Source organism: Caldimonas brevitalea (assembly GCF_001017435.1).
In the GTDB taxonomy this organism is placed as follows: domain Bacteria; phylum Pseudomonadota; class Gammaproteobacteria; order Burkholderiales; family Burkholderiaceae_C; genus Caldimonas; species Caldimonas brevitalea.
Window position 1 is genome coordinate 5,795,366 of record NZ_CP011371.1, and the last position, 22,459, is coordinate 5,817,824.

The window sequence follows — 22,459 nt, forward strand, 5'->3', positions numbered from 1 at the left end:
GACCGGTACGCAGGCTGTCAGGCCGGCGGCGGTGTGCTGTCGTCGTGACGCTCGTCCTCGTGCCGTTCGCCACCCCGGCGCCCCGAGAACATCGTCCACCAGACGATGAAAATCAGGACCCCGAGGGCTGCCAAGGCCTCCAGCAACAGCAACCACATGCGCTTTCTCTTTCCTTATCCACCGTTCACCTCGCCGCGTCGGCAAGGCGGCTTCGCGCGCGCGCTCGGCGCCCTGATTCTAGGAACGCTGGCCGCCTGCGGCACCGTGCCCGAAGACGCCGCCCCGCCTCTGCCGCCCGACACGGCCGCGGTGCCCGCCCAACTGCCCGCCATCGAACAGCCCCGTTCACGCTGGGTGCCGGTGCCCTGGGACGCCCTGCCCGGCTGGCAAGCCGACCAGGTCGGCCTGGCGTGGCCGGCGCTGCTGCGCAGCTGCGAACGGCCGGCACCGGCCTGGGCCGAGGTGTGCAAGGAGGCGCGCGCGCTGCCGATGCCTGACGAGCGCAGCGTGCGCGACTGGCTGCAGCGCAGGCTGCAGCCGTATCAAGTGCAAAACCGGGACGACGGCCGCCCCGACGGCCTCATCACCGGCTATTACGAACCGCTGGTCGACGCCAGCCGCGAGGCGCGCGGCGCCTACCGCGTGCCGCTGCACCAGCCGCCGGCCGACCTGGGCCAGCGCCAGCCTTATTGGAGCCGCGCCGAACTCGACACGGTGCCGGCCGCCCGCGCTGCCCTGCGCGGCCGCGAAATCGCCTATGTGGCCGACCCGCTCGACGTGCTGGTGCTGCAGATCCAGGGCTCCGGCCGGCTGCAGGTGACCGAGCGCGACGGCAGCAAGCGGCTGGTCCGCGTCGCCTTTGCCGGCCACAACCAGCATCCGTACCGCTCGGTCGGACGCTGGCTGGTCGACCAGGGCGCGTTCTCGCTCGAGCAGGCCTCGTGGCCCGCGATCAAGCAATGGGCACGCGCGAACCCCACACGGGTGCAGCAGATGCTGCACGTCAACCCACGGGTGGTGTTCTTCCGCGAGGAGCCGCTGCTCGACCCCACCATCGGCCCGGTGGGCGCGCAAGGTGTGCCGTTGACGCCCGGCCGCTCGATCGCGGTCGACCGCGAGTCGGTGCCCTATGGCACCCCGGTGTGGATCGACACCACCGAGCCGTTGCTGCAGCCAGGCGCCCCCGCCCGGCCGCTGCAGCGCCTGGTGGTGGCGCAAGACACCGGCAGCGCCATCGTCGGCGCGGTACGGGCGGACTATTTCTGGGGCTGGACCGAAGGTGCCGGCGAGTACGCGGGGCGCATGAAGCAGCCGTTGCGGATGTGGGCGCTGTGGCCCCGTTCGCCGTCCTGACTCCCGTGCGCCTTCGTCGGGCGCGTGGGCAGCGTCAAGGCGCGCTGACGCGCAGCTGCACCAGCTGACGCCGGCTGCCCGACGCCTGGCGGCTCGACAGCACCCCTCGCACGTCGCGCTGCTCGGTGTCGCCGCTGCTGGCGATCGTGACCCATTCGTCGAGCGGCACCTGCACGGTGGTGAGGGCGGTACCGCCTTCACGGGCGGCGGCGGTGTCCAAACGGCTCGACTCGGCCTCGATCTCGACCAGCACCGGGGCATTGCCGCCCGGCCAGCGCGGCGAGACGCTGAAGCCGCGGCCGGCTTCGACGATCACGGTGGTCGGCATCAGTTGCGGGCCGGTGCCGGGGCTCCAGGCCACCTGATACAGCTGCAGCGGCTGGCTCTGGCCCAACCTCACGCCGGCGCGGCCGCCGTTGAGCACCAACACCTGTTGCGCGGCCTGGCCGCTGCGGCGGGTCTCGCGCCGGGTGGTTTGGACGGTCACGCCGCCCTCCACGCGGCGGGAGGTCGAGACGGTCACCTCCCCGCCCGCGCCGAGGCCCTGCTGTGTCAGCTCGGCTTCGTCGCCCTGCCGCACTTCGATCCGCAGGTTGCGCTGGGGCAGGTCCGCGGCAGATTGCGCCGGCGCAGCACCAGCGGCCAATGCGCACACCGCCAGCACCAGGCCGCGGCGGACAAGGAAGGTGGGGATCATGGGGGCTCCGGTGGTGGGACCGGCTCACTCTAGTGGCCTGTCACCCTGGAATGGGAGCGAGGGACGCGCGAGACGGGGTGCGGTGCAAGGCGCAAAGCACAGCGATGCCGGTTGGCATCGCGAGCATTTGCAACGCCGCAACGCGCGTCGTATCGCGTGGACAGCGACTTCCGATTCCAGGGTTAGAGGCCACTAACGCACCGCGGCGGCGCCTCTCGACGCCGTTCCGGAACAGCCGGCCCGCGCAGGCGCGAAGCCGGCTTGCCGAGACCTTCAGCGAGAGCTGCCGCCCTGATGCGGACGCTTGCCCGCATGCTTTTTCGTGTGCGTGTGCGGCCCTCGTTCGGTCGCGGCCTGCTGCTGTTGCCCTTGTGGGCTTTGGCTCGCGTCGAGCTGTGCGTCAGGCTGCTGCTGCATCGGGTTTGCAGTTTGCGAGCCCGGTGCTTCCGGGGACGACGAGGCCGAGGTGTTGGGGGTGTCGGGTTGCATCTGGACTCCTTCACATTGGAAACATGGCCTCCTGTCCCCGGCAAACCTTGTGCCGGGCGCTGCGGCCCGGCACAAGGTGTCACCCCTATGCAGCGCGCGTCACACGGCGCGACGACGCTGACGCAACCGGACCCCCAGCAGACCCAGCCCGGCGAGCACCAGTGCCACGCTTTCCGGCTCCGGGACGGGCGTCAGGATCGCGTAACGCAGCTGACCGTCGACCCGCCCGCTGACGAGGTACTGGCCCACGTCGTTGGCCGCCTGCACGCTGAGGATGTCCCAGGATGCTGCGTCCGTGCCGTCGAGCAGGCTGTCGACGCTGAGCATCGTCCCGTCGCTCAGCCAGATGACACCGTCACCCTTGTTCGTGCCCACGACGATGCCGTCCTCGGTGATGTCGAGGGCCTGGCTGCCCAGGTCGCCCAACAAGGTCAGCTCGCCGTCGACCCATAGCGCCGCCTGTTGTCCGTCGTGCCACGGGCCGCCCGACTCGAACCGCTCTGCGGTCCCGATGATCCGGCCCGCTTCGTTGATGTCGCGCGCGTAGGCGAACTCCCAGCCTTCGATCTGACTGTCGAGCACCTTCAGGTTGCCGTTCTCCTCCCACATCACCGCCTGCGCGCGCGTGATATCGGCGTTGACGGCCGGGACTTCCTGGACCGTGATGCTGCCGTAGCCGACGATCAGGCCGCGGTCGTTCAGGCCCAGCGCGCCGCCGTACCAGGGGTCCTGCTGGTTGGGGTTCGGAAGGTTCTGCAACTGCGTGAGTTGGCCGTTGCGCCACACCAGGCCCTCGGAATGCGACCCTTGGAAATAGTGTTCCCCGACCACCACGCCGTTGTTGTTGATGTCATGGGTCAACGCGCCGTCGATCCTGCCGGGCAACGGCGTCGCTTCCGCACCCGGTTGCCACACCACCGGCTTCCAGAAAGGACGGTCTTCCTCGTTGAGGCGCTGGCCGAGGATCACACCGTTGTCGTTGATGCCCGTGGCCTTTGCGCCCAATCCGTTCTCTGGGCCGGTCAGACGTTGCACACGGCCTGCGCTCCAGAGGTAGGAAACATACCGGTCGTCCCACCAATCTTCTGGGTCGCCCTCGTTCACGCTGTAACCAACCACCTGGCCATGGTCGTTGAAGCCGGTCACGTGGTACTCGTTCAGATCAGGCGCCGCGAGCGCCTCGACCTGGTAGCGCGGCAGCGGGCCAGCCGCCGCCGACTGGATACAAGCGCCGCAGAGCAGCGCAATAGCGATGTGCAATGGTTTCATGACAGATTCAGAACTTGTTGTGGATGTGAAACGCCCCGGGGGTGAGGCGAATGCACACTAGCGCGAGCAGCCCCTCGCTTCATCTGCTCATGGTGACAAAGTCTTGCCGACGTGCCGGTGCCGGCCGCCACGCCTTGCCTGCCTGGCGGCCGCCCTTGTGACTCCCCCGTAAGGGTGTGGCGCCCGACACACAACTGTGCGCGTTACGCGCGTCAGCGCACCTTGGGTTTCAGATGGCCCAGCGGCAGCGCCCGGCTCGCCTTCACCTCGCCCAGCGAGAAACTGGTGTGCAGGTCTTTCACATTCGGCAGCTTGAACAGCGTGTCCATCGCCCAGCGGGAATAGGCGTCGAGATCGGTCGCCATCACCTGCAGCTCGAAGGTGCCCGAGCCGGAGATGTAGTGGCACGAGATGACCTCGGGCAAGGCGCGGATCGCGTCCTCCAGTTCGCGCGTGGCGACCGCGTTGTTGCGCTCGGCGTCGACGCGCACGAAGGCCAGCACGCCCAGCCCGATCCGGTGCCGGTCGATCTCGGCCCGGTAGCCCTTGATGTAGCCCTGCTCCTCCAGCCACTTCACGCGCCGCCAGCAGGGCGTCGGCGACAAGCCGATGCGGGCGGCCAGTTCGGCGTTGGACAGGCGGGCGTCTTGCTGCAGTGCTTCGAGGATGGCGACGTCGTACCGGTCGAGCCCACCCTGCACCGCCTCGCCGGCATCGGCGGGGTCGGCTGCCGCGCCCCGGGTTTTCCCTGAATTCGCGTTCTTTGAGTACATCTTTCCCCTCCTGGGCCCGAACGGAGCCAATTATTCCTGTTCGATCCCGTTTAGCGGCAAAGAAAGGAAAGATTTGTCGGGCCGGCATTTTTACACTTGACCGACACACGCCCTCGCCCGGCGCCCCCCGTCACGAGCGGGCGGGCCCCGGGCCCCACCAGGAGTAACACGATGAACGCCCCGCTTCCCGAGTCGATCCGCAAAGCGCTCGAATCGGTGTCCTTGGACGACAAATACGCGCTCGACCACGGCCGCGCCTTCATGAGCGGCGTACAGGCGCTGGTGCGGCTGCCGATGCTGCAACGCACCCGGGACGCACGCAACGGGCTCAACACCGGCGGCTTCATCAGCGGCTACCGCGGCTCCCCGCTCGGCGGCTACGACCAGGCGCTGTGGCAGGCCAAGCAGCACCTGGCGGCGAACAACATCGTGTTCCAGCCCGGCGTCAACGAGGAACTGGGCGCGACCGCCGTCTGGGGCACGCAGCAACTCGACCTCTACCCGGAGCAGAAGAAGTTCGACGGCGTGTTCGGCATCTGGTACGGCAAGGGCCCGGGGGTGGACCGCTGCTCCGATGTCTTCAAGCACGCCAACATGGCCGGCACCGCGAAGCACGGTGGTGTCATCGCGCTGGCCGGCGACGACCACGTCGCCAAGAGTTCGACCGCGGCACACCAGAGCGACCACATCTTCAAGGCCTGCGGCCTGCCGGTGTTCTTCCCGGCCAGCGTGCAGGAGATCCTGGACCTCGGGTTGCATGCCTTCGCGATGAGCCGGTTCGCCGGCGTCTGGGCCGGCATGAAGACGATCCAGGAGATCGTCGAATCGTCGTCCAGCGTCTCCGTGGACCCCGACCGCGTCGACATCGTGCTGCCCGAGGACTTCGTGATGCCCCCGGGCGGCCTGCACATCCGCTGGCCCGACCCGCCGCTGGAGCAGGAAGCGCGGCTGATGGACTACAAGTGGTACGCCGCGCTCGCCTATGTGCGGGCCAACCGGCTCAACCACACCGTGATCGACTCGCCGCACGCCCGCCTGGGCCTGATCGCCAGCGGCAAGGCCTACAACGACACGCGCCAGGCGCTGCACGACCTGGGGCTGGACGACGCCACCTGCCGCCGCATCGGCATCCGTTTGCACAAGGTGTCGGTGGTGTGGCCGCTCGAGGCGACCATCACGCGCGAGTTCGCCACCGGCCTGCAGGAGATCCTGGTGGTCGAGGAGAAGCGCCAGGTCATCGAATACCAGCTCAAGGAAGAGCTGTACAACTGGCGCGAGGACGTGCGCCCCAACGTCCTCGGCAAGTTCAGCGAGCCCGACGGCGACCACTCGGGCGGCGAATGGTCGATGCCCAACCCGGCGCAGAACTGGCTGCTGCGCGCCAAGGCCGACCTCAACCCCGCGCTGATCGCCAAGGCCATCGCACAGCGCCTCGAGAAGCTGGGCCTGATGCAGCAGCTCGACCGCGACCTGCGCGCCCACATCACCAGCCGCCTGGCCATCATCGAGGCCAAGGAGCGCGCCCAGGCGGCCCCGACGGTCAGCACCGACCGCACGCCCTGGTTCTGCAGCGGCTGCCCGCACAACACCTCCACCCGCGTGCCCGAAGGCTCGCGCGCGGTGGCCGGCATCGGCTGCCACTACATGGTGGTGTGGATGGACCGGCAGACCTCCACCTTCACGCAAATGGGTGGCGAAGGTGTGCCCTGGGTCGGCCAGGCCCCCTTCACGAAAGAAAAGCATCTGTTCGCCAACCTTGGCGACGGCACCTACTTCCATTCGGGCCTGCTGGCGATCCGCCAGAGCATCGCGGCCAAGGTCAACATCACCTACAAGATCCTCTACAACGACGCCGTGGCGATGACGGGCGGCCAGCCGGTGGACGGCACGATGACGGTGCCGCAGATGACGCGCGAGCTGGAAGCCGAGGGCGTCAAGAAGATGGTGGTGGTGACCGACGACCCGGCCCGCTACAACGCCCCGCTGAACCTGGCCCCCGGCGTTTCGGTGCACCACCGCGACGAACTCGACCGCCTCCAGCGCGAGTTCCGCGAGGTCGAGGGCTGCACCGTCATCATCTACGACCAGACCTGCGCGACCGAAAAGCGCCGCCGCCGCAAGCGCGGCACGATGCCCGACGTGGCCAAGCGGGTGGTCATCAACGAGCTGGTCTGCGAAGGTTGTGGTGACTGCTCGGTGCAGAGCAACTGTCTGTCGGTCGAACCGGTGGAGACCGAATTCGGCCGCAAGCGCCGCATCAACCAGAGCACCTGCAACAAGGACTTTTCCTGTGTGAAAGGTTTCTGCCCGAGCTTCGTGACGGTCGAAGGCGGCCAGCTGAAGTCGGCCAAGAAGACTGGCGCGGCGCGGCCCGACCCGCGCTCGTTGCCGCCGCTGCCCGAGCCGACACTCCCGCTGGCGGAACGGGCCTACGGCATCGTCGTGGCCGGAGTCGGCGGCACCGGCGTCATCACGATCGGCCAGCTGCTCGGCATGGCCGCCCACCTGGAAGGCAAGGGGGTGGTGACACAAGACGCCGCCGGCCTGGCCCAGAAAGGCGGCAGCACCTGGAGCCACATCCAGATCGCCAACCGCGCCGACGCGATCCACACCACCCGCGTGGGCACGGCCGAAGCCGACCTGGTGCTCGGCTGCGACCCGATCGTCGCCGCCAACAAGACCACGCTCGCGGCGATGGTCGAAGGCCGCACCAAGGTCGCCTTGAACGCCCACGGTACGCCGACGGCGGCCTTCGTCCACAACCCCGATTGGGAGTTCCCGGGCGGCAATTGCGACGCCTTGCTGGCGCAGACGGTCGGCGATGCCAATGTCGGCCGCTTCGACGCCGACCAGCTGTCGCTGCGCCTGCTCGGCGATTCGATCTATGCCAACCCGATGATGCTGGGTTATGCGTGGCAGAAGGGCTGGGTGCCGCTCAGCCACGCCGCGCTGATGCGGGCGATCGAGTTGAACGGGGTGCAGGTGGAGCACAACAAGACGGCCTTCGAATGGGGCCGCCGCGCGGCGCACGACCTCGCCGCCGTCGCCGGCCTGGCCGAGCCGCAAGGCCAGGTGGTGCAGTTCGTCAAGAAACAGAAGGTCGACCTCGAAACCTTGATCGCCCGCCGCGAGGCCTTCCTGACCGACTACCAGAACGCCGCCTACGCACGCCGCTACCGCAGCTTCGTCGAGCGGGTGCGCCTGGCCGAAGCGCCGTTGGGCTCGACCCGGCTGACCGAGGCCGTCGCCCGCGGCCTGTTCAAGCTGATGGCCTACAAGGACGAATACGAGGTGGCGCGTTTGCACACCGACCGCAGCTTCCTGGACAAGATCGGCCAGCAGTTCGAAGGCGATTACAAGCTGACCTACCACCTGGCGCCGCCGCTGCTCGCGCAGCGCAACGACCAAGGTGAACTGCAGAAGCGGCGTTACGGCCCCTGGATGCTGCGTGCCTTCGGCCTGTTGGCCCGGCTCAAGGGCCTGCGCGGCACCGCCCTCGACCCGTTTGGCTACACCGACGAGCGCAAGACCGAGCGCGCGCTGATCGGCCAGTACCAGGACACGGTCGAAGAACTGCTGACATCGCTGACGGCCGAGCGGCTGCCGCTCGCGGTCGAGCTGGCGCGTATCGCCGACGACATCCGCGGCTACGGCCACGTGAAGGAGCGCCATCTGGTCGCGGCACGTGCCAAGTGGGAACGGCTGCTGGTCGAGTGGCGGGCCGCGGCCCCGACACGACAGGCGGCGTGACGGCGGCCTGTCCGGCCGCGGATTCGTGTCAGATCGCCGGCGGCGCTGCGGCCCGCCGGCGGTGTCCTCGCCCACCCGGGTACGCCGGTTGCGTCTCCCGGCAGCATGGAAGCTCAGCACACCTTCGAACACACCGAACGCCTGTTGCAGCAAGGCGTCGAATGGCTGCGATTGGCGGTCGAGGGCCTGGGTGCGCTGGTCATCGCAGCCGGCATCCTGGCGGCCGGCTGGGAACTGTTCCGCCGCCTCGCCCGGCGCGACCGCGAGCATGGCGACTTCTCGCAAGTCCGTCTGGGCTTTGCCCACTACCTGGCACTGGCACTCGAATTCCAGCTGGCGGCCGACATCCTGTCGACCGCGGTGGCGCCGAGTTGGGACCGGATCGGCAAACTGGCCGCGATTGCGGTGATCCGTACCGTGCTCAACTACTTTCTGACCCGTGAAATGGCGCAAGAGCGGTCGCACGAGCGGCCTGCCCCGGGCGATTGAGAAGCCGCTCGCTGCAGCGTGTGGCATCTCCTCTGCGCCACAATGTCGGCCTGCCGATCGGCGCGTTCGCGCCGGCCGCTCGTCCAGGGAGTGCCGCATGTCCGAGCCCAACCGCCATCTGCCACACCACGGGCCACACCACCCGCCACATGAGGGCGCCCAGCGCCCGGACGGGGGCCGGCGCACCCTGCTCGCCGCCCTCGCTGCGGCCGCCCTCGCGCCACTGGCCGCCTGCGGCGGCGGCGGCGACGATCACCACCACGACGACGACGACGCGGGGCACGAGCAGCTGCCGCTGCTGCGGTTCGTCAACGCCACGCTCGAGTACGCGTCGCTCGACGTGTTCCTCCCGGACATCCCGGACCGCCCGGCATCGAAACCGGTCGAGATCGATTTGCGCAACGGCGGCACCACCACCCCCTATGACAGCCTGGGCGCCAAACGCCATCGGGTCAGGATGAAGAGCACCACCTTCGGCGTCGAGGGTGAAGTAGAGGGCGAGAAGGTGTTCGAGCCCGACACCTACACCACCGCCCTCGCCTACGGCGGGCGCGGGACGAGCGGCAAACTGGTGTTCCTGGACGAGAACGAGCCGGCGGCGCCAGACGGCCGCCACAAGCTGCGCGTCCTGCACGCTTCGCCGCTGCACCAGGCCCTCGACGTCTATGTGACGCCACCGACCATGACCGATCTGCGCGACGAGCCGCCCGCGCTGGCCGGCATCGCCTATGGCGCCGTGACCGCTTACAAGGCGCTCGCCGTCGGGTTGCTGCGCGTTCACGTCACGGCCGCGGGCAGCAAGACCGTCCTGTACCGCTCCGACCCCTTCCACCCCTCCGGGTCGATCACCACGCTGGCGCTGTTGCCCAGGAACGATCGATTGCACCTCACCGAGCTGCCGCAGGGCCGCAGCGCGCAGCAGCACGACAACGTCGTGACGTGAGGGGCAGCGCTCCGCCTGGGCCTTCTTCCCTTCTTTTGCCACACCAAGTCGTAGTAGGTGCCCACGCCGGTTCCGTCCGGCATCGTCGCCACGCCTGCCCTGGTACAACCACCGTCCGTCGGAACAAGCATGGTCCCGGGGAGCCCCTGTGCCTAGACTTCGCGCATGCTGCCGCCCCACCTGCCTTCTCACTTTCCGGCCGTCCAGGCCGCCCAGGCGCTGCGACGCGAGCAGCGCCTGCCGTTCCGCATCGCCGGCCAACAGGTCGGCAGCGTGTCGCGTGCCCATTTGTCGCTGCTGTCGGGCTGCGCGCCGTGGCTGCAGATCGGCTCCGGCGGCGTGCGCATGGACGAGCGGTTGCGCAACGAAGTACAGCGCAGCGCCGCCTTGTGTGCCGCCAACCAGATGCTGCGCGACGACGGGGTCATCACCGGCTGGCGCGATGAAACCTATGCCGTGCTGCCCGATCTCGACAGCGCGCCGCTGGCGTTGATCGAACGCGCCGCCTCGCGCTTCTGGGGCACCTTGACGATCGGCGCCCACCTCAACGGCTACCTGGCAGACGACTCGGGCCGCCCGACCCATCTGTGGATCGCCCGGCGTTCGCCCGACAAGGCCACCGACCCGGGCAAGCTCGACAACCTCGTCGGCGCCGGCGTGCCCTGGGGTGAAACACCGTTCGAGGCGCTGATGCGCGAGTGCTGGGAAGAATCGGGCCTGAGCGACAGCGTCGCCCGGGGTTCGCGCTTCGGCGAGCAACTGCGCGTGCACTGCGACATCGCCGAAGGCTTGCAGCACGAAGCCTTGTTCGTCTACGACCTCGAGCTGCCGCACGACTTCGTGCCGCACAACGTCGACGGCGAGGTGGCCGAACACCGGCTGCTGCCGGTGGACGAGGTGGTCGAGCTGCTGCATGGCCATGAAATGACGACCGACGCGGCGCTCGCCACGTTGAGCCTGCTCACACGGCACGGCCTGGTGGAGCCGGCGGCGCCGTGCTGCCCCAGCGAGCCGGCAGCCCGCCAAGCGGCCTGAGCAGGGCGGCCGCGACCAAGGGCCAAACGGCGCTCGGCCCCGCACGCCCCCGGGCTCCAGCCGGAACAGTTGAAAACGCCTCCGCTGCTGCGGGGCGGGCATTGCCAGCGCCCGCCCGGCTGGCTGGGGCCCTCTCCTCGAGGAACGGCGGCGTAGCCGAACCCGCGCCCCTCAAAACTCGAACAGCGTCAGCCCCACGCCCACACTCGTCTGGCGGAAGTTGTAGTCCAGCAAGGTTTCGCCGTAGCCAGTGAAGGCCTGCACATACCAGCGCAACCCGTCCGGCTTGTCGCGGTCGATCGGGTAGGTCCAGTCGAACTGCAGCGAGCCGTGCTTGAGGTCGCGCAGGTTGTTGCGCCAGCGCAGTGCCGCGGTGGCCTGGCCGGGCACCCAGGTGAGCGCCAGTTCGCCGCGCCCGATGTAGTGCACCAGGTCGGGGTTGTCGTCGTCTTCCGGGTCTTCGCTCAGGCGCTTGTGGATACGGCCGTACAGCGTCACGTCACCCCGCTCGAAGCCGGCGCCCAGGTAGACCCGGTTCCAGCTGCGCGACAACGGGTCGGTCTGGCCATTCGACTGGTGGGCCAGACCCGCTTGCAACATCCGGAACTCCCAGCCGCCCGGGAGCGACCGCAAGCCCTCGGGCACGGGCACCACGTAGATCAGCTCGGGCTCGAAGTCGGTGTTGCGGAACGGCGACGACTCCTTGCGGTTCCACACCTGCCACAGCGATTGCTGCGTATAGCCGAACCAGATGTCGGCGTCGGGCAGCAACACACTCTGCGCGATCTTGGTGCGCACCGACAGCTGCAGCTTGGCTTCGAGGTGCTTGTAGCCGGGCTGGGTCGCGGGGCTGGGCTGGGTCGGGCTGCTGGGCGAGCGGTTGATGTGGTCGGTGTAGTGCAGCGGCAGCAGGAAGTTGGGCCGGTAGGTCTTGAAGTTGAAGGTGCCGCGCTTGTCGCTGCGATCGAGTTCCCAGAAGCTCGACCACAAACTGGGCGAGCGCCGCCCCTGCAAACCGGTGCCGGCGACCGCGACCACCGGGGAGTCCGCAGCGCCGGCAGGAGGCGCCGGCGGTGTGACGACGGCGGGCAAGGGCGCCGGCTGTGACACGACGCCAGCAGGAGCGGCCGGCGTGGGCGCCGGCGTTTTCGATCCTTCGGCACCGGGCCGCCCGGCCAATCGGTCATAACAGGCCAGCCGCTCGCTGTCGCCGATGACGCTGGCGCAACTGGTCAGGCTCAGCGGTTGCACCGGCGCCTGCGCCCAGGCGCTGGAAGCGCCCGCAACGCACGCTGCCGCGGCGAGCGGCAGCCACACGGCCTGGGGACGCTCGCGCAGGGCCGGCCGGCGAGAATGCAAGGGATATCGATGCAAAGGGTGTAATTGCATGGCAGCGGAGTGTGCCGCAAGTCCCCCTTCCGGCCCTGTCTAGAAGTTGTTTCCTTTCAAAGCATTCGAACGGTTCGGTCAACAGCGGTGAACTTTCCCTTGCAACCGGCCTCCTATGCTTCACAGGTGCACCGCGGCAGCCCGCGACACACCCCCGTGTTTTTCCACTTCAGGCGATTTCAATGCAAACCACCGTCCCGGTTCCCGGCAGCGTCCGCTACAGCGGCCTCGCGATCGCCTTTCACTGGGTGCTGGCGGTGGCCATCGTGGTCGCCTTCTGCGTCGGCTTCTACATGACCGGGCTGTCGATGTCGCCCACCCGGCTGAAGCTCTACAACTGGCACAAATGGGCCGGCGTCGTGATCCTCGCGCTATCGGCCGCGCGGCTGTTGTGGCGTTTGCTCAAGCGCCCGCCGGCGCTGCCCGACACCATCGTCGCCGGCATGCCGCGCTGGCAACAGGTGGCGCACCACGCCACGCACGGTCTGCTGTATCTGCTGTTCTTCGCCGTGCCGCTGGTCGGCTGGGCCTACAGTTCGTCGGCCGGTTTCCCCATCGTGCTGTTCGGCACGGTGCCGCTGCCCGACTTCGTGACGCCCGACAAGGCGCTCGCCGAAGTGCTCAAGCCGATCCACCGCTGGCTCGCCTACACGCTCGCCTCGCTGGTGGTGGTGCACATCGCGGCCGCGCTCAAGCACCATTTCATCGACCGCGACGGACTGCTGGCCCGCATGGTGCCCGGGCTGCGCTGAACAACATTCATTTCTTCTTTCTTTGTTTGGAAACGACCCCATGACCTTGACCCTCCTGCCCCGCGTCGCGCTCGTTGCCTTTGCCGCCGCCGCGGCCGCAACCCCGGCGCTCGCACAACAACAAAAGCTGGTGCCGGCGCAAAGCGAGATTGTTTTCGTGAGCAAGCAGATGGGCGTGCCCGTGGAAGGCCGTTTCCAGAAGTTCGACGCCCGCGTTGCGTTCGACCCGAAGAAGCCCGAGACGGCCAACATCGCCTTCAGCGTCGACCTCGGCAGTGCCGCCCTCGGCGCGCCGGAAACCGAAGCGGAGCTGGTCAAGCCGTCGTGGTTCAACGTGCCCAAGTTCCCCCAGGCCACCTTCCAGTCCACCGGCGTGAAGCCGCTGGGCGGCGGCAAGTTCGAAGTGGCCGGCAAGCTCAACATCAAGGGCAACGCCCGCGACCTGGTGGTGCCCGTGACGCTGTCGCAAAGCGGTGCCACGACGAACGCCAGCGGCGCGTTCACGCTCAAGCGGCTCGATTTCAAGATCGGCGAAGGCGAATGGGCCGACACCTCGATGGTGGCCAACGATGTGCAAGTGAAATTCAAGCTGGCGCTGACCGGCGTGGGCACCCTCTGAACCCCGGCCGAGGCTGCTCGTCCCTGCTCTTTTTCTCCCCTCCTCCCCCTTTTCTCTCTGAATGGAAACCACTGTGAAGAAGACCCTTGTTGTCGCGGCCGCCCTGTTGTCGGCCTCTCTTGGCGCTCAAGCCCAATCGGCCACCTACGCGATCGACCCGACGCACACCTTCGTGACCTTCGAAGTGACGCACTTCGGCACCTCCACCAACCGCGGCCGCTTCGACAAAAAGGAAGGCACGGTGCAGTTCGACCGCGCCGGCAAGACCGGCAAGGTCGAGCTGACGCTGGACACCGCGTCGATCAACACCGGCGTGGCGCCGTTCAACAAGCACCTGCAGGGCAAGGACTTCTTCAACAGCGAAGAGCACCCGACCGCCAAGTTCGTCGGCGACAAGTTCACCTTCGACGGTGACAAGGTGGCCTCGGTCAGCGGCACGCTGACGCTGCTGGGCAAGACCCAGCCGGTGACGCTGAAGGCCAACCGCTTCAACTGCTACCAGAACCCGATGCTCAAGCGGGAAGTCTGCGGCGGCGACTTCGAGACCACCATCCAGCGCAGCCAATGGGGCATGAACTGGGGCCTGAACATGGGCCAGCCCGACGACGTGCGACTGCTGGTGCAGGTCGAGGCCGTCAAGCAGTAAGAAGAAGACGACGCCACCTGCGCGTCGAGACGCTCACGCAGCCCCCGTCCGGCCCCCGCCGACGGGGGCTTTTGTTTGCAGGGCTGCTCCCCGCACAATGCGCGCATGAAGCCACTGCCCCGCCCCTCGCTCGCGCTGCTGCTGCCGCTGGCCTGCCTGACCCTGTGTGCCGCGGCGCGCGTGCAGGCCGAGCCGGTGACCTACACCCTGGAGCCCAGCCACACCAGCATCACCTGGGAGGTGTTGCACTTCGGCACCTCGACCATCCGCGGGCGCTTGCCTCGCGTCGAAGGCCAGATCAGCTGGGACCGCGACGCCAAACGCGGCAAGCTGTCGGTGCAGATCGACATGAACGCGCTGGAAACCGGCGTGGCCCCCTTCACCGCCCGGCTCAAGGCGCCCGATTTGTTCGCCACGCAGGAGCACCCGCACGCGTGGTTCGTGGCCGAGCGCCTGCAATTCGACGGCGACCGCCTGACCGCCGCGCCCGGCGAGTTGACGCTGCGCGGCACCAGCCAGCCGCTGACGCTCAGCGTGGTCCGCTTCAACTGCTACCTCAACCCCTTGTTTCGGCGTGAAGTGTGCGGCGGCGATTTCGAGGCACGCGTGAAACGCAGCGATTTCGGGATGAGCTTCGGCCTGCCGTTCGTCGCGAACGACGTGCTGCTGCGGGTGCAGGTGGAAGCGGTGAAGCAGGCCGCCGCGCCGGCGGAGCCGCCGGACTCGGCGCCTGCCCCAGCATCGGCGCCCGCCTCGACGCCGACGACGCCACCTGCAGCGGCCGCCACGCCTGCCCCGTCACCGTGACGCGCACCTCCCGAGACAGCGCCTCGCCCACCACACTGCCGGGCACTCCCCCCACAGTGGGGGCCGGCCGTCCCCGCGGGCGAACGGCAGCGGTTTCTATAATCGCCCGGCAACTCACACAGTCCCATCCATGCCCGCATCGGAGCCCGACGCCTTGCGTACCGCGGCTCCGCCCGGCGCTTCCCGCACCTTGCAACCCTCACCGCGCTCCCTGATCAGGTCTGCCCTCCGTGTGCTCGGCACGGCGCTCGTCGCGGCGTGCTGCTTGATGCTGCTGACGTCGGTGGCGCTGGTGGTGGCCTACCCCAACGTGCCGCCGATCAGCGAGCTGACCGACTACCGCCCCCAGCTGCCGCTGCGGGTGTACTCGGCCGACGGTGTGCTGCTGGGCGAGTACGGTGAGGAGCGACGCCGCTACCTGCCGCTGGACGAGATCCCGCCGCGGGTGGTCGATGCCGTGCTGTCGGTCGAAGACGCGCGCTTCTACCAGCACCCCGGCATCGACATCGTGCGCGTGCTCGGCGCCGGGCTGCGCAATATCGTCGACTTTCGCAGCGAGGGTGCGTCGACCATCACGATGCAGCTGGCCCGCAACTTCTATTTGCCGACCGAGAAGACCTTCACCCGCAAGGTCTACGAGATGCTGCTGGCGCTGAAGATCGAGAGCCAGCTGTCGAAGCAGCAGATCCTCGAAACCTACATGAACCACATCGACCTCGGGCAGCGGGCGCACGGCTTTGCCGCCGCGAGCGAGATCTACTTCGGCAAGCCCCTCAAGGACGTGACGCTGGCCGAGGCCGCGATGCTGGCCGGCCTGCCCCAGGCACCTTCGACGCACAACCCGGCGGTCAACCCGCAGCGGGCCAAACAGCGGCAGTTGCACGTGCTCGACCGGATGTGGAAGACCGGCGTCATCACGCAGGCCGAGCGCGACGACGCCCGCATCGCCCCCTTGCAGTACCGCGTCCGCCTGGAGGCGCCGGCCTACGCGCGGCATGTGGCGGAGACGGCGCGGCAGCTGGTGTATGCGCAATACGGTGCCGATGCCTACACGCGCGGCCTGAACGTCTGGCTGAGCATCGACTCCGGCCGTCAGATGGCGGCGTACCGCGCCTTGCGACGCGGCATCCTCGACTACGAGCGGCGCCAGCCCTACCGCGGCCCGGAAGCCTATGTGGACCTGCCCGCCGACCCGGCCGAGACCGACGCCCGAGTGGCCGAGGCCTTGTTGAAACACCCCGACAACGACGAGTTGCGCGCCGCAGTGGTGCTGGAAGCGCAGCCCGACAAGGTGGTGGCCGCGCTGGCCGACGGCCAGGTGGTGAGCGTGACCGGCAGCGGACTGCAGCCGGCGGCCGCCGCGCTGCGCGGAGCGGGTGCAGGCGCCAGCAAGACGGCGATCCGCCGGGGGGCGGTGGTGCGGCTGGTGCAAGGCGCCGCCGGATGGACGCTGACGCAATTACCCGAAGTGGAAGGCGCCGTGGTGTCGCTCGACCCGCGCAGCGGCGCCATTCTGGCGCTGGTGGGCGGCTTCGATCATGCGAAGAACCAGTTCAACCACGCCACCCAGGCCTGGCGGCAGCCCGGCTCGGCCTTCAAGCCGTTCGTCTATTCGGCGGCGCTCGAGAAGGGCTACACGCCGGCCACGGTGATCCTCGACGGCCCGCTGTTCTTCTCGGCCTCGGCCGGCGCGCCCGCGTGGGAGCCGAAGAACTACGATCAGCAGTTCGAAGGCCCGATGTCCTTGCGCCGCAGCCTGGCCAAATCGAAGAACATTCCGGCCGTCCGCTTGCTGCAGGCCATCGGCACGCCCTACGCACGAAGCTGGGTGGGCCGCTTCGGCTTCGAGGCCGAGCGCCACCCGGCCAGCCTGACGATGGCGCTGGGTGCCGGCACCACGACGCCATTGCAGCTCGCCTCGGCCTACGCCGTGTTCGCCAACGGCGGCTACCGTTTGCCACCGGTGCTGATCACCCGGCTGACCGACGCGCGCGGGCGGGTGCTGAAAGAAATCGGCCCGGCGGCGATGGACACCACGACCCGTGCCATCGACCCTCGCAATGCCTTCCTCACCGGCAGCCTGCTGCAGGAGGTGACACGCTCGGGCACGGCCGCGCGGGCCCAGCAGGTGTTGAAGCGCCCCGATCTGTACGGCAAGACCGGCACCACCAACGACAGCTTCGACGCCTGGTTCGCCGGCTACCAACCGGGGCTGGTGGCGGTGGTCTGGCTCGGCTACGACGAGCCGCGGCGGCTGGGGGAACGAGAAGGCGGCGCCACGCTGGCGCTGCCGGTGTGGATCGACTACATGGGCCAGGCGCTGCAGGGCGCCCCGGTGGTGAACCCGGAAACGCCCGACGGGCTGGTGTGGTGGAACGGCGAGTGGTACTACGAGGAGTACACGCCGACCACCGGCATCTCCACGCTGGGCATGGAAGACCTGCCACCGCCGCCGCCGAGCGAGGAGGAGAAGCGGGGCATTCTCGACCTGTTCAGGTCGTAAGCGCTGGCGGTGCCGCCGGGGGTGCGGCGCCCGCCCTCCCGCCACCCGTGCTCAGGAGTGGATGTATTTCTCGAAGACGTCGCTGAAGTCGCGCTTCACATAGCGCTCGAGCAGCGTTGTGTTGACCGCATGCAGCAGCGTTTGGTAGTGCTTGACCAGCGTCGCTTCGCTGTCGAGCGTGCCGAGCTTGTACATCGAGCCGATGGCGTCCAGGCAGGGCAGCACGTTCTGGCGGGCGATCTCGTTGCGCGCCTGGATCTTGCCGATGGTGTGCAGTGCCTTGTAGATGTCTTTCAGCTGTTCGAGGAAGTTCTTCTTCACGTCGATGCTGAAGGTGGGGCCGTCCTCGACGCTGAACTTGAGTTCGATGTCGAGGTCGATCGTGCCAGCCGTCTCGATCGAGACGTTGGAGAGCTGGTGGCTCGAATAGTCATAGCGCTTGATGGTGCGCTTGGACGACACGGCCGAGTCGCCGTCCACGTGGATGATGGCGAGGTTGGTGAAGCAGTATTCGTCCTTCTTCGACTTGATCAGGAAGAAGATCTTTTCGCCGTCTTCGTGGAAGAGATAGTCGTCGGCGTCGACCTTGTCGTAATCGGCCGGCGAGATGATGACGCCGATGTCGCTGAGGCCGAGGGCTTCGGAGGCGAGCTTTTTGAACATCGTGATTTGTCCTTTTGTGGGATGGAAGCGTCAGCGCGGCGGCGCGACTTACACGCCACAGCGTGTCACCGGCCCGTCCCCCTCGAGCGTGCCGGTGACGTGAAGATTGTGCGGTCAGACCCCGGCGGACCGCGCCCGCGAACGATGGCCCTATGTGCCTTAGTTCCGCTGTAGGGAAGCCCTGTGGGCGGACCGGCGCCGGCTGCCTCACGGTCTGGGCGTGTCGACAAGAATAGGCCGTATCAGGCCGGATGCGAACGCGGGCCACGGGCGAGGCGCTCAACCTCGCCGCCGCGGCATCATCAGAAGTACAAGGACTCCACCACCTTGCCGCCCACGTGCAGGTCGCACTTGTCGCCCGCCTTGCTGTGGGCGCTCTGCACGGCGCCCGCGACGATGCCGACGACACCGCCCTTGCTGCCCAGCACGGAGCCGAAGTAGCACTCGGCTCGCACGTCCAGCCCGCGGTATTGGGCGTTCAGGTTCAAGGTGGGCGTATAGGGAGGGAAACTGCCGCGCATGACGGGATCGCCGTTGACGGACAGCGACAGTTCATTGCCGCGCGGGTCGTAGACGCCGCCGAATTCGAGCTTTTGCCCGGCGACCTGCACGGTCTTGTTCTGGGCAATGCGCGATGAGGCGCAGCCCGCCGACAAGGCGGCAGCGGCCGCCAGACAGACGACGACGGCGATCGAAGAAAAGCGCATGTGGGTCCTCCCGATGTTTGTGGATGTAGGTGGCGTTCGTTGCTTTGTGTGGCGCCGGGTCGACCCCTCGTGCCGGCCGGCTCACCCCGGCGGTGAGCCGGCGGCTGGCGAAGATTGTGGGACGCATCGACGTGCAGTGCCGTCCCCCATGCGGGGGATGCGAGGGGCGGCGAGCGACTGTGTAATGCCTCGACTCTCGCCCGCTTCAGCGTCTTCTGTCGCTCGCGACGTTTGCCATGACTGCTCCTTTGGCCCACCTCACCGCTTCATCGCTGTCACGCGATGGCACTGCCAGCGCGGGCGTCGGTGCGCTGGCATTGATGCACCGGTGGCCGGCCCTCCTCCTCTGCGCGGCCATCGCCGGCGCTGTGTCCCCTTTCGGCTGGGCCCCGGTGTCCTGCTGGCCCGTTGCGCTGCTGGGCTATGGCGTGCTGTTCAGCCTGCTGCCGCACTCGCGATCACCCTGCCATGCCTTCGCGGTCGGACTCGCGTTCGGCCTCGGGCTGCACCTGTCGGGCCACGGTTGGGTCTACACGTCGTTGCACGACAAGACGGGTATGTCGGTGGGGTGGGCGGTGCTCGGCAGCGCCATCTTCATTGGCTATCTGGCGATCTTCACCGCCGTGCCGTGCGCCGTATGGCGCTGGGGGGTGGGGCATCGCCGGCGCTACACGCCGAGCGGCCAGGCCGCAGCTCGCATCGTCGCTTTCAGTGTTTGCATCGCCCTCGGCGAGTACGCCCGCAGCCTGCCGTTCGGCGGCTTCACCTCCCTCTCGCTCGGCCATGCGATGGTCGACACATGGCTGGCGCCCGTCGCACCGGTGCTCGGCGTGTACGGCTTGAGCACGCTGGCGCTGGCCGCATCCGCGGCCGCGGTCACCGCCGCGACGGGCCGGGCCCCGATGCACGTGCGACTCACCTGTCTCGCCGCGACGGCGGTGCTGCTGGCCGGCGGCAGGCTACTTGAACCGGTCGAGTGGGTGCGCCCCCTCGGCGCGCCGTTGAGCTTTCGGCTGATTCAGGGCAACGTCTCCCAGGAGCGCAAGTTCGACCCGCAGCACGTGCGCGCGGAAGTGGAGGCCTATTTGCAGGATGTGATGGAGGCCCCGGCCGACATCGTGGCAACGCCCGAGACGGCCTTCCCCCTGTTCTTGAACGAACTGCCGGCCGACACCTTGTCCCGGCTGCAAGACCACGCCCGCGCCACCGGCAGCCATGTGTTCCTGGGGGTGGCCACCCTGGGGCCCGACGGCGAGGGCCGCAACAGCGTGGTGCAGGTGACACCGCATGGCGAGCTGTCACGCTACGACAAGGTGAGGTTGATGCCCTTCGGCGAGTACAGCCCGATCGGCCTCGGCTGGTTTGCCGGGCGGATGCAGATTGCGCTGAAGGACCTGCAGCCGGGGGCGGCCGACCAACCGACGCTGCAGGTGCGGGGGCAGCGATTGGGCGTGCTGATTTGCCATGAAGATCTGTTCGGCGAGGACACGCGCCGGTGGGTGAGGCGTAAAGGCGACGACGGGGTGACCGTGTTGCTCAACGTGAGCAACCTCGCCTGGTTCGATGGCAGCGACGCGATCGATCAGCGACTTCAAATCGTGCGGCTGCACGCGTTGGCGCTGGCTCGGCCCGTGTTGCGGGTGGCGAACACCGGGGTGACGGTCTTGGTCGATGCGCGGGGGCGGGTGGGAACGGCGTTGCCGACGGGCGTACACGGGATTTTGAGCGGTCAGGTGCAAGGTGTGCAGGGGCTGACGCCGTATGCCCGCTATGGGGAGTGGCCCTTTCTGGCGCTCAGCGTCAGCGCGCTCGGCCTCGCCGCGCTGCTTGCCATGCGCACGGCGAGACATTGACGGGCTGTCTTCACCACAGCAAGACAAACTACAGCGATGACAGGCAGTATCGACATTCGATGATCGTCAAAACAACTTACCGGTGGCGCATAAACGTTTGCGAACGTGGCGACAACATTCTGAATTCGCTCATCAATTCCTCCCGGTTGGTTGCAATTCTAAAAACTCAAAGATGCGCAGCATCCTTGATCGCCGCCTATTTGTTTAGGAGCGATGCAGGGAACAAAAGCTTGCCTGCGAGGTGTCAAATCTACAGGCTCCGTTCGTTGGCAACCAGTTCCGCAAGGTCTTCGGCAAATACAAACAGCTCACCTCTGGCACCGCGCCTGTTGTGAAATGGCTTTGATCCCTCACCAGCAGCAGGTCCCTGACAAAATAACGCGTTCGTCGGCGCACGATTTCCAGCGTCAGAACCGTGAGCGGCATCAACAACCTGCCTTCCGTACTGATGGGGACAGCCGCAATGCAGCGACTAGCGAGGCGGCCTTACGACAACAAACCAGAAGACGCAACTTGCAACAGACCCACATAACATTGAGAAGCCCGCGCCAGCGCTTGCATCCAAAAGCATCGTCAAGACTCCCTGTGGACTGCTCTTCCAGTTCAGCACCACGCTAGGGCCAAAAATTATCGCGAAAGGGGTCAGTCCCATCGCCGCCCCGAGCGACGAATAAACCCACAATTTCGACTGTTCCTTCCATCGCAACAAAAAATAGAGTGGTAGGCCCATGATTGCTGCCGAAAGGTAACCGTATGCCGCGAGCACGCTCGCTACCCATTCAGCTTGCGAATGCGGAATTATAAACATCGAGACGACGTAGATAATCAGTGCCGGCACCGCTGGCCCGATGAGGAACCCGGCGACGGTTCCGAACGCTTTAGTACTCATACTCGTCTCGATTGAACGTTTGGACTTAATACCTATTTCAATCTGGTCACGACTCTTTGCAAGACCGGTTGGATAGGATATGGGGCAATAGCTCCCTGATAATATATGCCTCACGACGCAGCATGGCTTCGACCCTTAGCAAACCTAAACTTTTGGAGGGGGACGCGTATCAGGTGACGGTCTTACACCCAAAGCGATCGGTTAACCAAAGAATCGCTTATGGCCTGCGACATTTAAACTTAATGGCGAAGCCGAACATCAATAAGCCAAAATTGCAATCGCAACCATGTCACAAGCAAGTCCGACAACGCGACGCCCTATTCGAGCGCTCAGTCGTATTCAAAAAACCGGTCCCACCACGTAAACGTTGCCCCCTGCGTCATTTTCTCGACCGGAAGAAAGCCGTCATAAACGGCTCCCCTTAGCACGTCCCCATCCACCCAGAGGAAGCCATGCCGGTTTAGAACATCCCTTATTTCCGCCAACACCTTTCCTTCATATGCCGCCTCCCCCTCGACGATCGAGGTCGTAGCACAATGGCTAGCCAATTGACCCCAGCTAGAAAATCGGATTGCGAGAAACGGAGCGTCCTTTGATTCACCGTCGCCGCGCACCTCTCGGATTTCGCCCCAGAAAAATGCATCCTGATAATTGTCGACCAGACATAGTTTCATGTCCAACTTTGATTCCAACTCCACAACACATTGTTGAGCACGCCTCACTGCGTCGCGGAAGTCAAAATTTTCAGGACTGTCCCCACTCAACCACCCGTCGGAATTCCTCCCCTGCAAGTCGAGCGCCTTAAGTCGGAGATGAAGCGCATTTTCCATCCA

19 protein-coding genes are annotated in these 22,459 nt (G+C 67.0%); 11 read left to right on the forward strand and 8 right to left on the reverse strand.

All coding sequences use genetic code 11. The features are described from left to right. Window positions 1-17: 17 nt before the first annotated feature. Complete coding sequence (locus AAW51_RS30520) at window positions 18-158, reverse strand: hypothetical protein (protein WP_169787955.1); 141 nt, start codon at window positions 156-158, stop codon at window positions 18-20. Between AAW51_RS30520 and mltA the strand changes: the two genes are divergently transcribed. Then, window positions 91-1,353 carry a murein transglycosylase A gene (gene mltA / locus AAW51_RS24695; protein WP_047196752.1) on the forward strand — a complete coding sequence of 421 codons (1,263 nt, stop codon included), beginning with the start codon at window positions 91-93 and terminating at the stop codon, window positions 1,351-1,353. The genes AAW51_RS30520 and mltA overlap by 68 nt on opposite strands. A 34-nt stretch (window positions 1,354-1,387) precedes the next feature. Here the strand turns inward: mltA and AAW51_RS24700 are convergent, their stop codons facing one another. The 3 genes from AAW51_RS24700 to AAW51_RS24715 all read right to left on the reverse strand — a co-directional run bounded on the left by AAW51_RS24700 (window position 1,388) and on the right by AAW51_RS24715 (window position 4,581). Then, window positions 1,388-2,050 (reverse strand): hypothetical protein, encoded by a 663-nt coding sequence (locus AAW51_RS24700; RefSeq protein ID WP_047196753.1) that lies wholly within the window; start codon window positions 2,048-2,050, stop codon window positions 1,388-1,390. Between the two features lie 588 nt (window positions 2,051-2,638). Beyond that, a complete protein-coding gene (locus tag AAW51_RS31015; protein ID WP_083438555.1) occupies window positions 2,639-3,808 on the reverse strand; it encodes a PEP-CTERM sorting domain-containing protein in 1,170 nt (389 codons plus the stop codon). Between the two features lie 212 nt (window positions 3,809-4,020). Beyond that, window positions 4,021-4,581: an Lrp/AsnC family transcriptional regulator gene (locus AAW51_RS24715; protein ID WP_047196756.1), complete on the reverse strand. Its 561-nt coding sequence runs from the start codon at window positions 4,579-4,581 to the stop codon at window positions 4,021-4,023. A gap of 171 nt (window positions 4,582-4,752) precedes the next feature. Here AAW51_RS24715 and AAW51_RS24720 point away from each other — a divergent pair, with 171 nt between their 5' ends. The 4 genes from AAW51_RS24720 (at window position 4,753) to AAW51_RS24735 (ending at window position 10,798) form a co-directional block, all read left to right on the forward strand. Then, window positions 4,753-8,331 carry an indolepyruvate ferredoxin oxidoreductase family protein gene (locus AAW51_RS24720; RefSeq protein WP_047196757.1) on the forward strand — a complete coding sequence of 1,193 codons (3,579 nt, stop codon included), beginning with the start codon at window positions 4,753-4,755 and terminating at the stop codon, window positions 8,329-8,331. Window positions 8,332-8,436: 105 nt separating this feature from the next. After that, window positions 8,437-8,820, forward strand: coding sequence for a DUF1622 domain-containing protein (locus AAW51_RS24725; protein WP_047196758.1), 384 nt, complete (start codon window positions 8,437-8,439; stop codon window positions 8,818-8,820). A gap of 97 nt (window positions 8,821-8,917) precedes the next feature. Then, window positions 8,918-9,763: a DUF4397 domain-containing protein gene (locus AAW51_RS24730; protein WP_047196759.1), complete on the forward strand. Its 846-nt coding sequence runs from the start codon at window positions 8,918-8,920 to the stop codon at window positions 9,761-9,763. Window positions 9,764-9,928: 165 nt separating this feature from the next. After that, entirely contained in the window at window positions 9,929-10,798 is an 870-nt protein-coding gene (locus AAW51_RS24735) for an NUDIX hydrolase (RefSeq protein WP_047196760.1), read from the forward strand. Window positions 10,799-10,969: 171 nt separating this feature from the next. On the opposite strand, the gene AAW51_RS24740 is transcribed toward AAW51_RS24735, so the two are convergent. Then, the gene (locus AAW51_RS24740; RefSeq protein ID WP_238947687.1) at window positions 10,970-12,157 is read right to left on the reverse strand and encodes a phospholipase A; all 1,188 of its coding nucleotides are present in this window, start codon (window positions 12,155-12,157) and stop codon (window positions 10,970-10,972) included. 212 nt (window positions 12,158-12,369) lie between these two features. Between AAW51_RS24740 and AAW51_RS24745 the strand changes: the two genes are divergently transcribed. From AAW51_RS24745 to AAW51_RS24765, 5 genes are all read left to right on the forward strand, one after another. Next, complete coding sequence (locus AAW51_RS24745) at window positions 12,370-12,939, forward strand: cytochrome b (protein ID WP_047196761.1); 570 nt, start codon at window positions 12,370-12,372, stop codon at window positions 12,937-12,939. Window positions 12,940-12,979: 40 nt separating this feature from the next. After that, complete coding sequence (locus tag AAW51_RS24750) at window positions 12,980-13,558, forward strand: YceI family protein (protein WP_047196762.1); 579 nt, start codon at window positions 12,980-12,982, stop codon at window positions 13,556-13,558. Between the two features lie 61 nt (window positions 13,559-13,619). After that, window positions 13,620-14,204, forward strand: coding sequence for a YceI family protein (locus AAW51_RS24755; RefSeq protein ID WP_047196763.1), 585 nt, complete (start codon window positions 13,620-13,622; stop codon window positions 14,202-14,204). Between the two features lie 105 nt (window positions 14,205-14,309). Beyond that, window positions 14,310-15,011, forward strand: a complete 702-nt coding sequence (locus tag AAW51_RS24760) for a YceI family protein (protein WP_083438557.1) — start codon at window positions 14,310-14,312, stop codon at window positions 15,009-15,011. A gap of 130 nt (window positions 15,012-15,141) precedes the next feature. Continuing rightward, window positions 15,142-17,514: a penicillin-binding protein 1A gene (locus AAW51_RS24765; RefSeq protein ID WP_083438558.1), complete on the forward strand. Its 2,373-nt coding sequence runs from the start codon at window positions 15,142-15,144 to the stop codon at window positions 17,512-17,514. Window positions 17,515-17,565: 51 nt separating this feature from the next. Here the strand turns inward: AAW51_RS24765 and AAW51_RS24770 are convergent, their stop codons facing one another. Together AAW51_RS24770 and AAW51_RS24775 are read right to left on the reverse strand one after the other, a co-directional pair. Beyond that, window positions 17,566-18,177, reverse strand: coding sequence for a PH domain-containing protein (locus tag AAW51_RS24770; RefSeq protein ID WP_047196764.1), 612 nt, complete (start codon window positions 18,175-18,177; stop codon window positions 17,566-17,568). 302 nt (window positions 18,178-18,479) lie between these two features. Beyond that, complete coding sequence (locus tag AAW51_RS24775) at window positions 18,480-18,884, reverse strand: hypothetical protein (RefSeq protein WP_053013887.1); 405 nt, start codon at window positions 18,882-18,884, stop codon at window positions 18,480-18,482. Between the two features lie 236 nt (window positions 18,885-19,120). Between AAW51_RS24775 and lnt the strand changes: the two genes are divergently transcribed. Further along, window positions 19,121-20,737, forward strand: a complete 1,617-nt coding sequence (gene lnt, locus AAW51_RS24780; protein WP_083438559.1) for an apolipoprotein N-acyltransferase — start codon at window positions 19,121-19,123, stop codon at window positions 20,735-20,737. A 1,218-nt stretch (window positions 20,738-21,955) separates the two neighbouring features. On the opposite strand, the gene AAW51_RS24785 is transcribed toward lnt, so the two are convergent. Next, window positions 21,956-22,456, reverse strand: coding sequence for a hypothetical protein (locus tag AAW51_RS24785; protein ID WP_047196765.1), 501 nt, complete (start codon window positions 22,454-22,456; stop codon window positions 21,956-21,958). Between the last annotated feature and the right edge of the window lie 3 nt (window positions 22,457-22,459).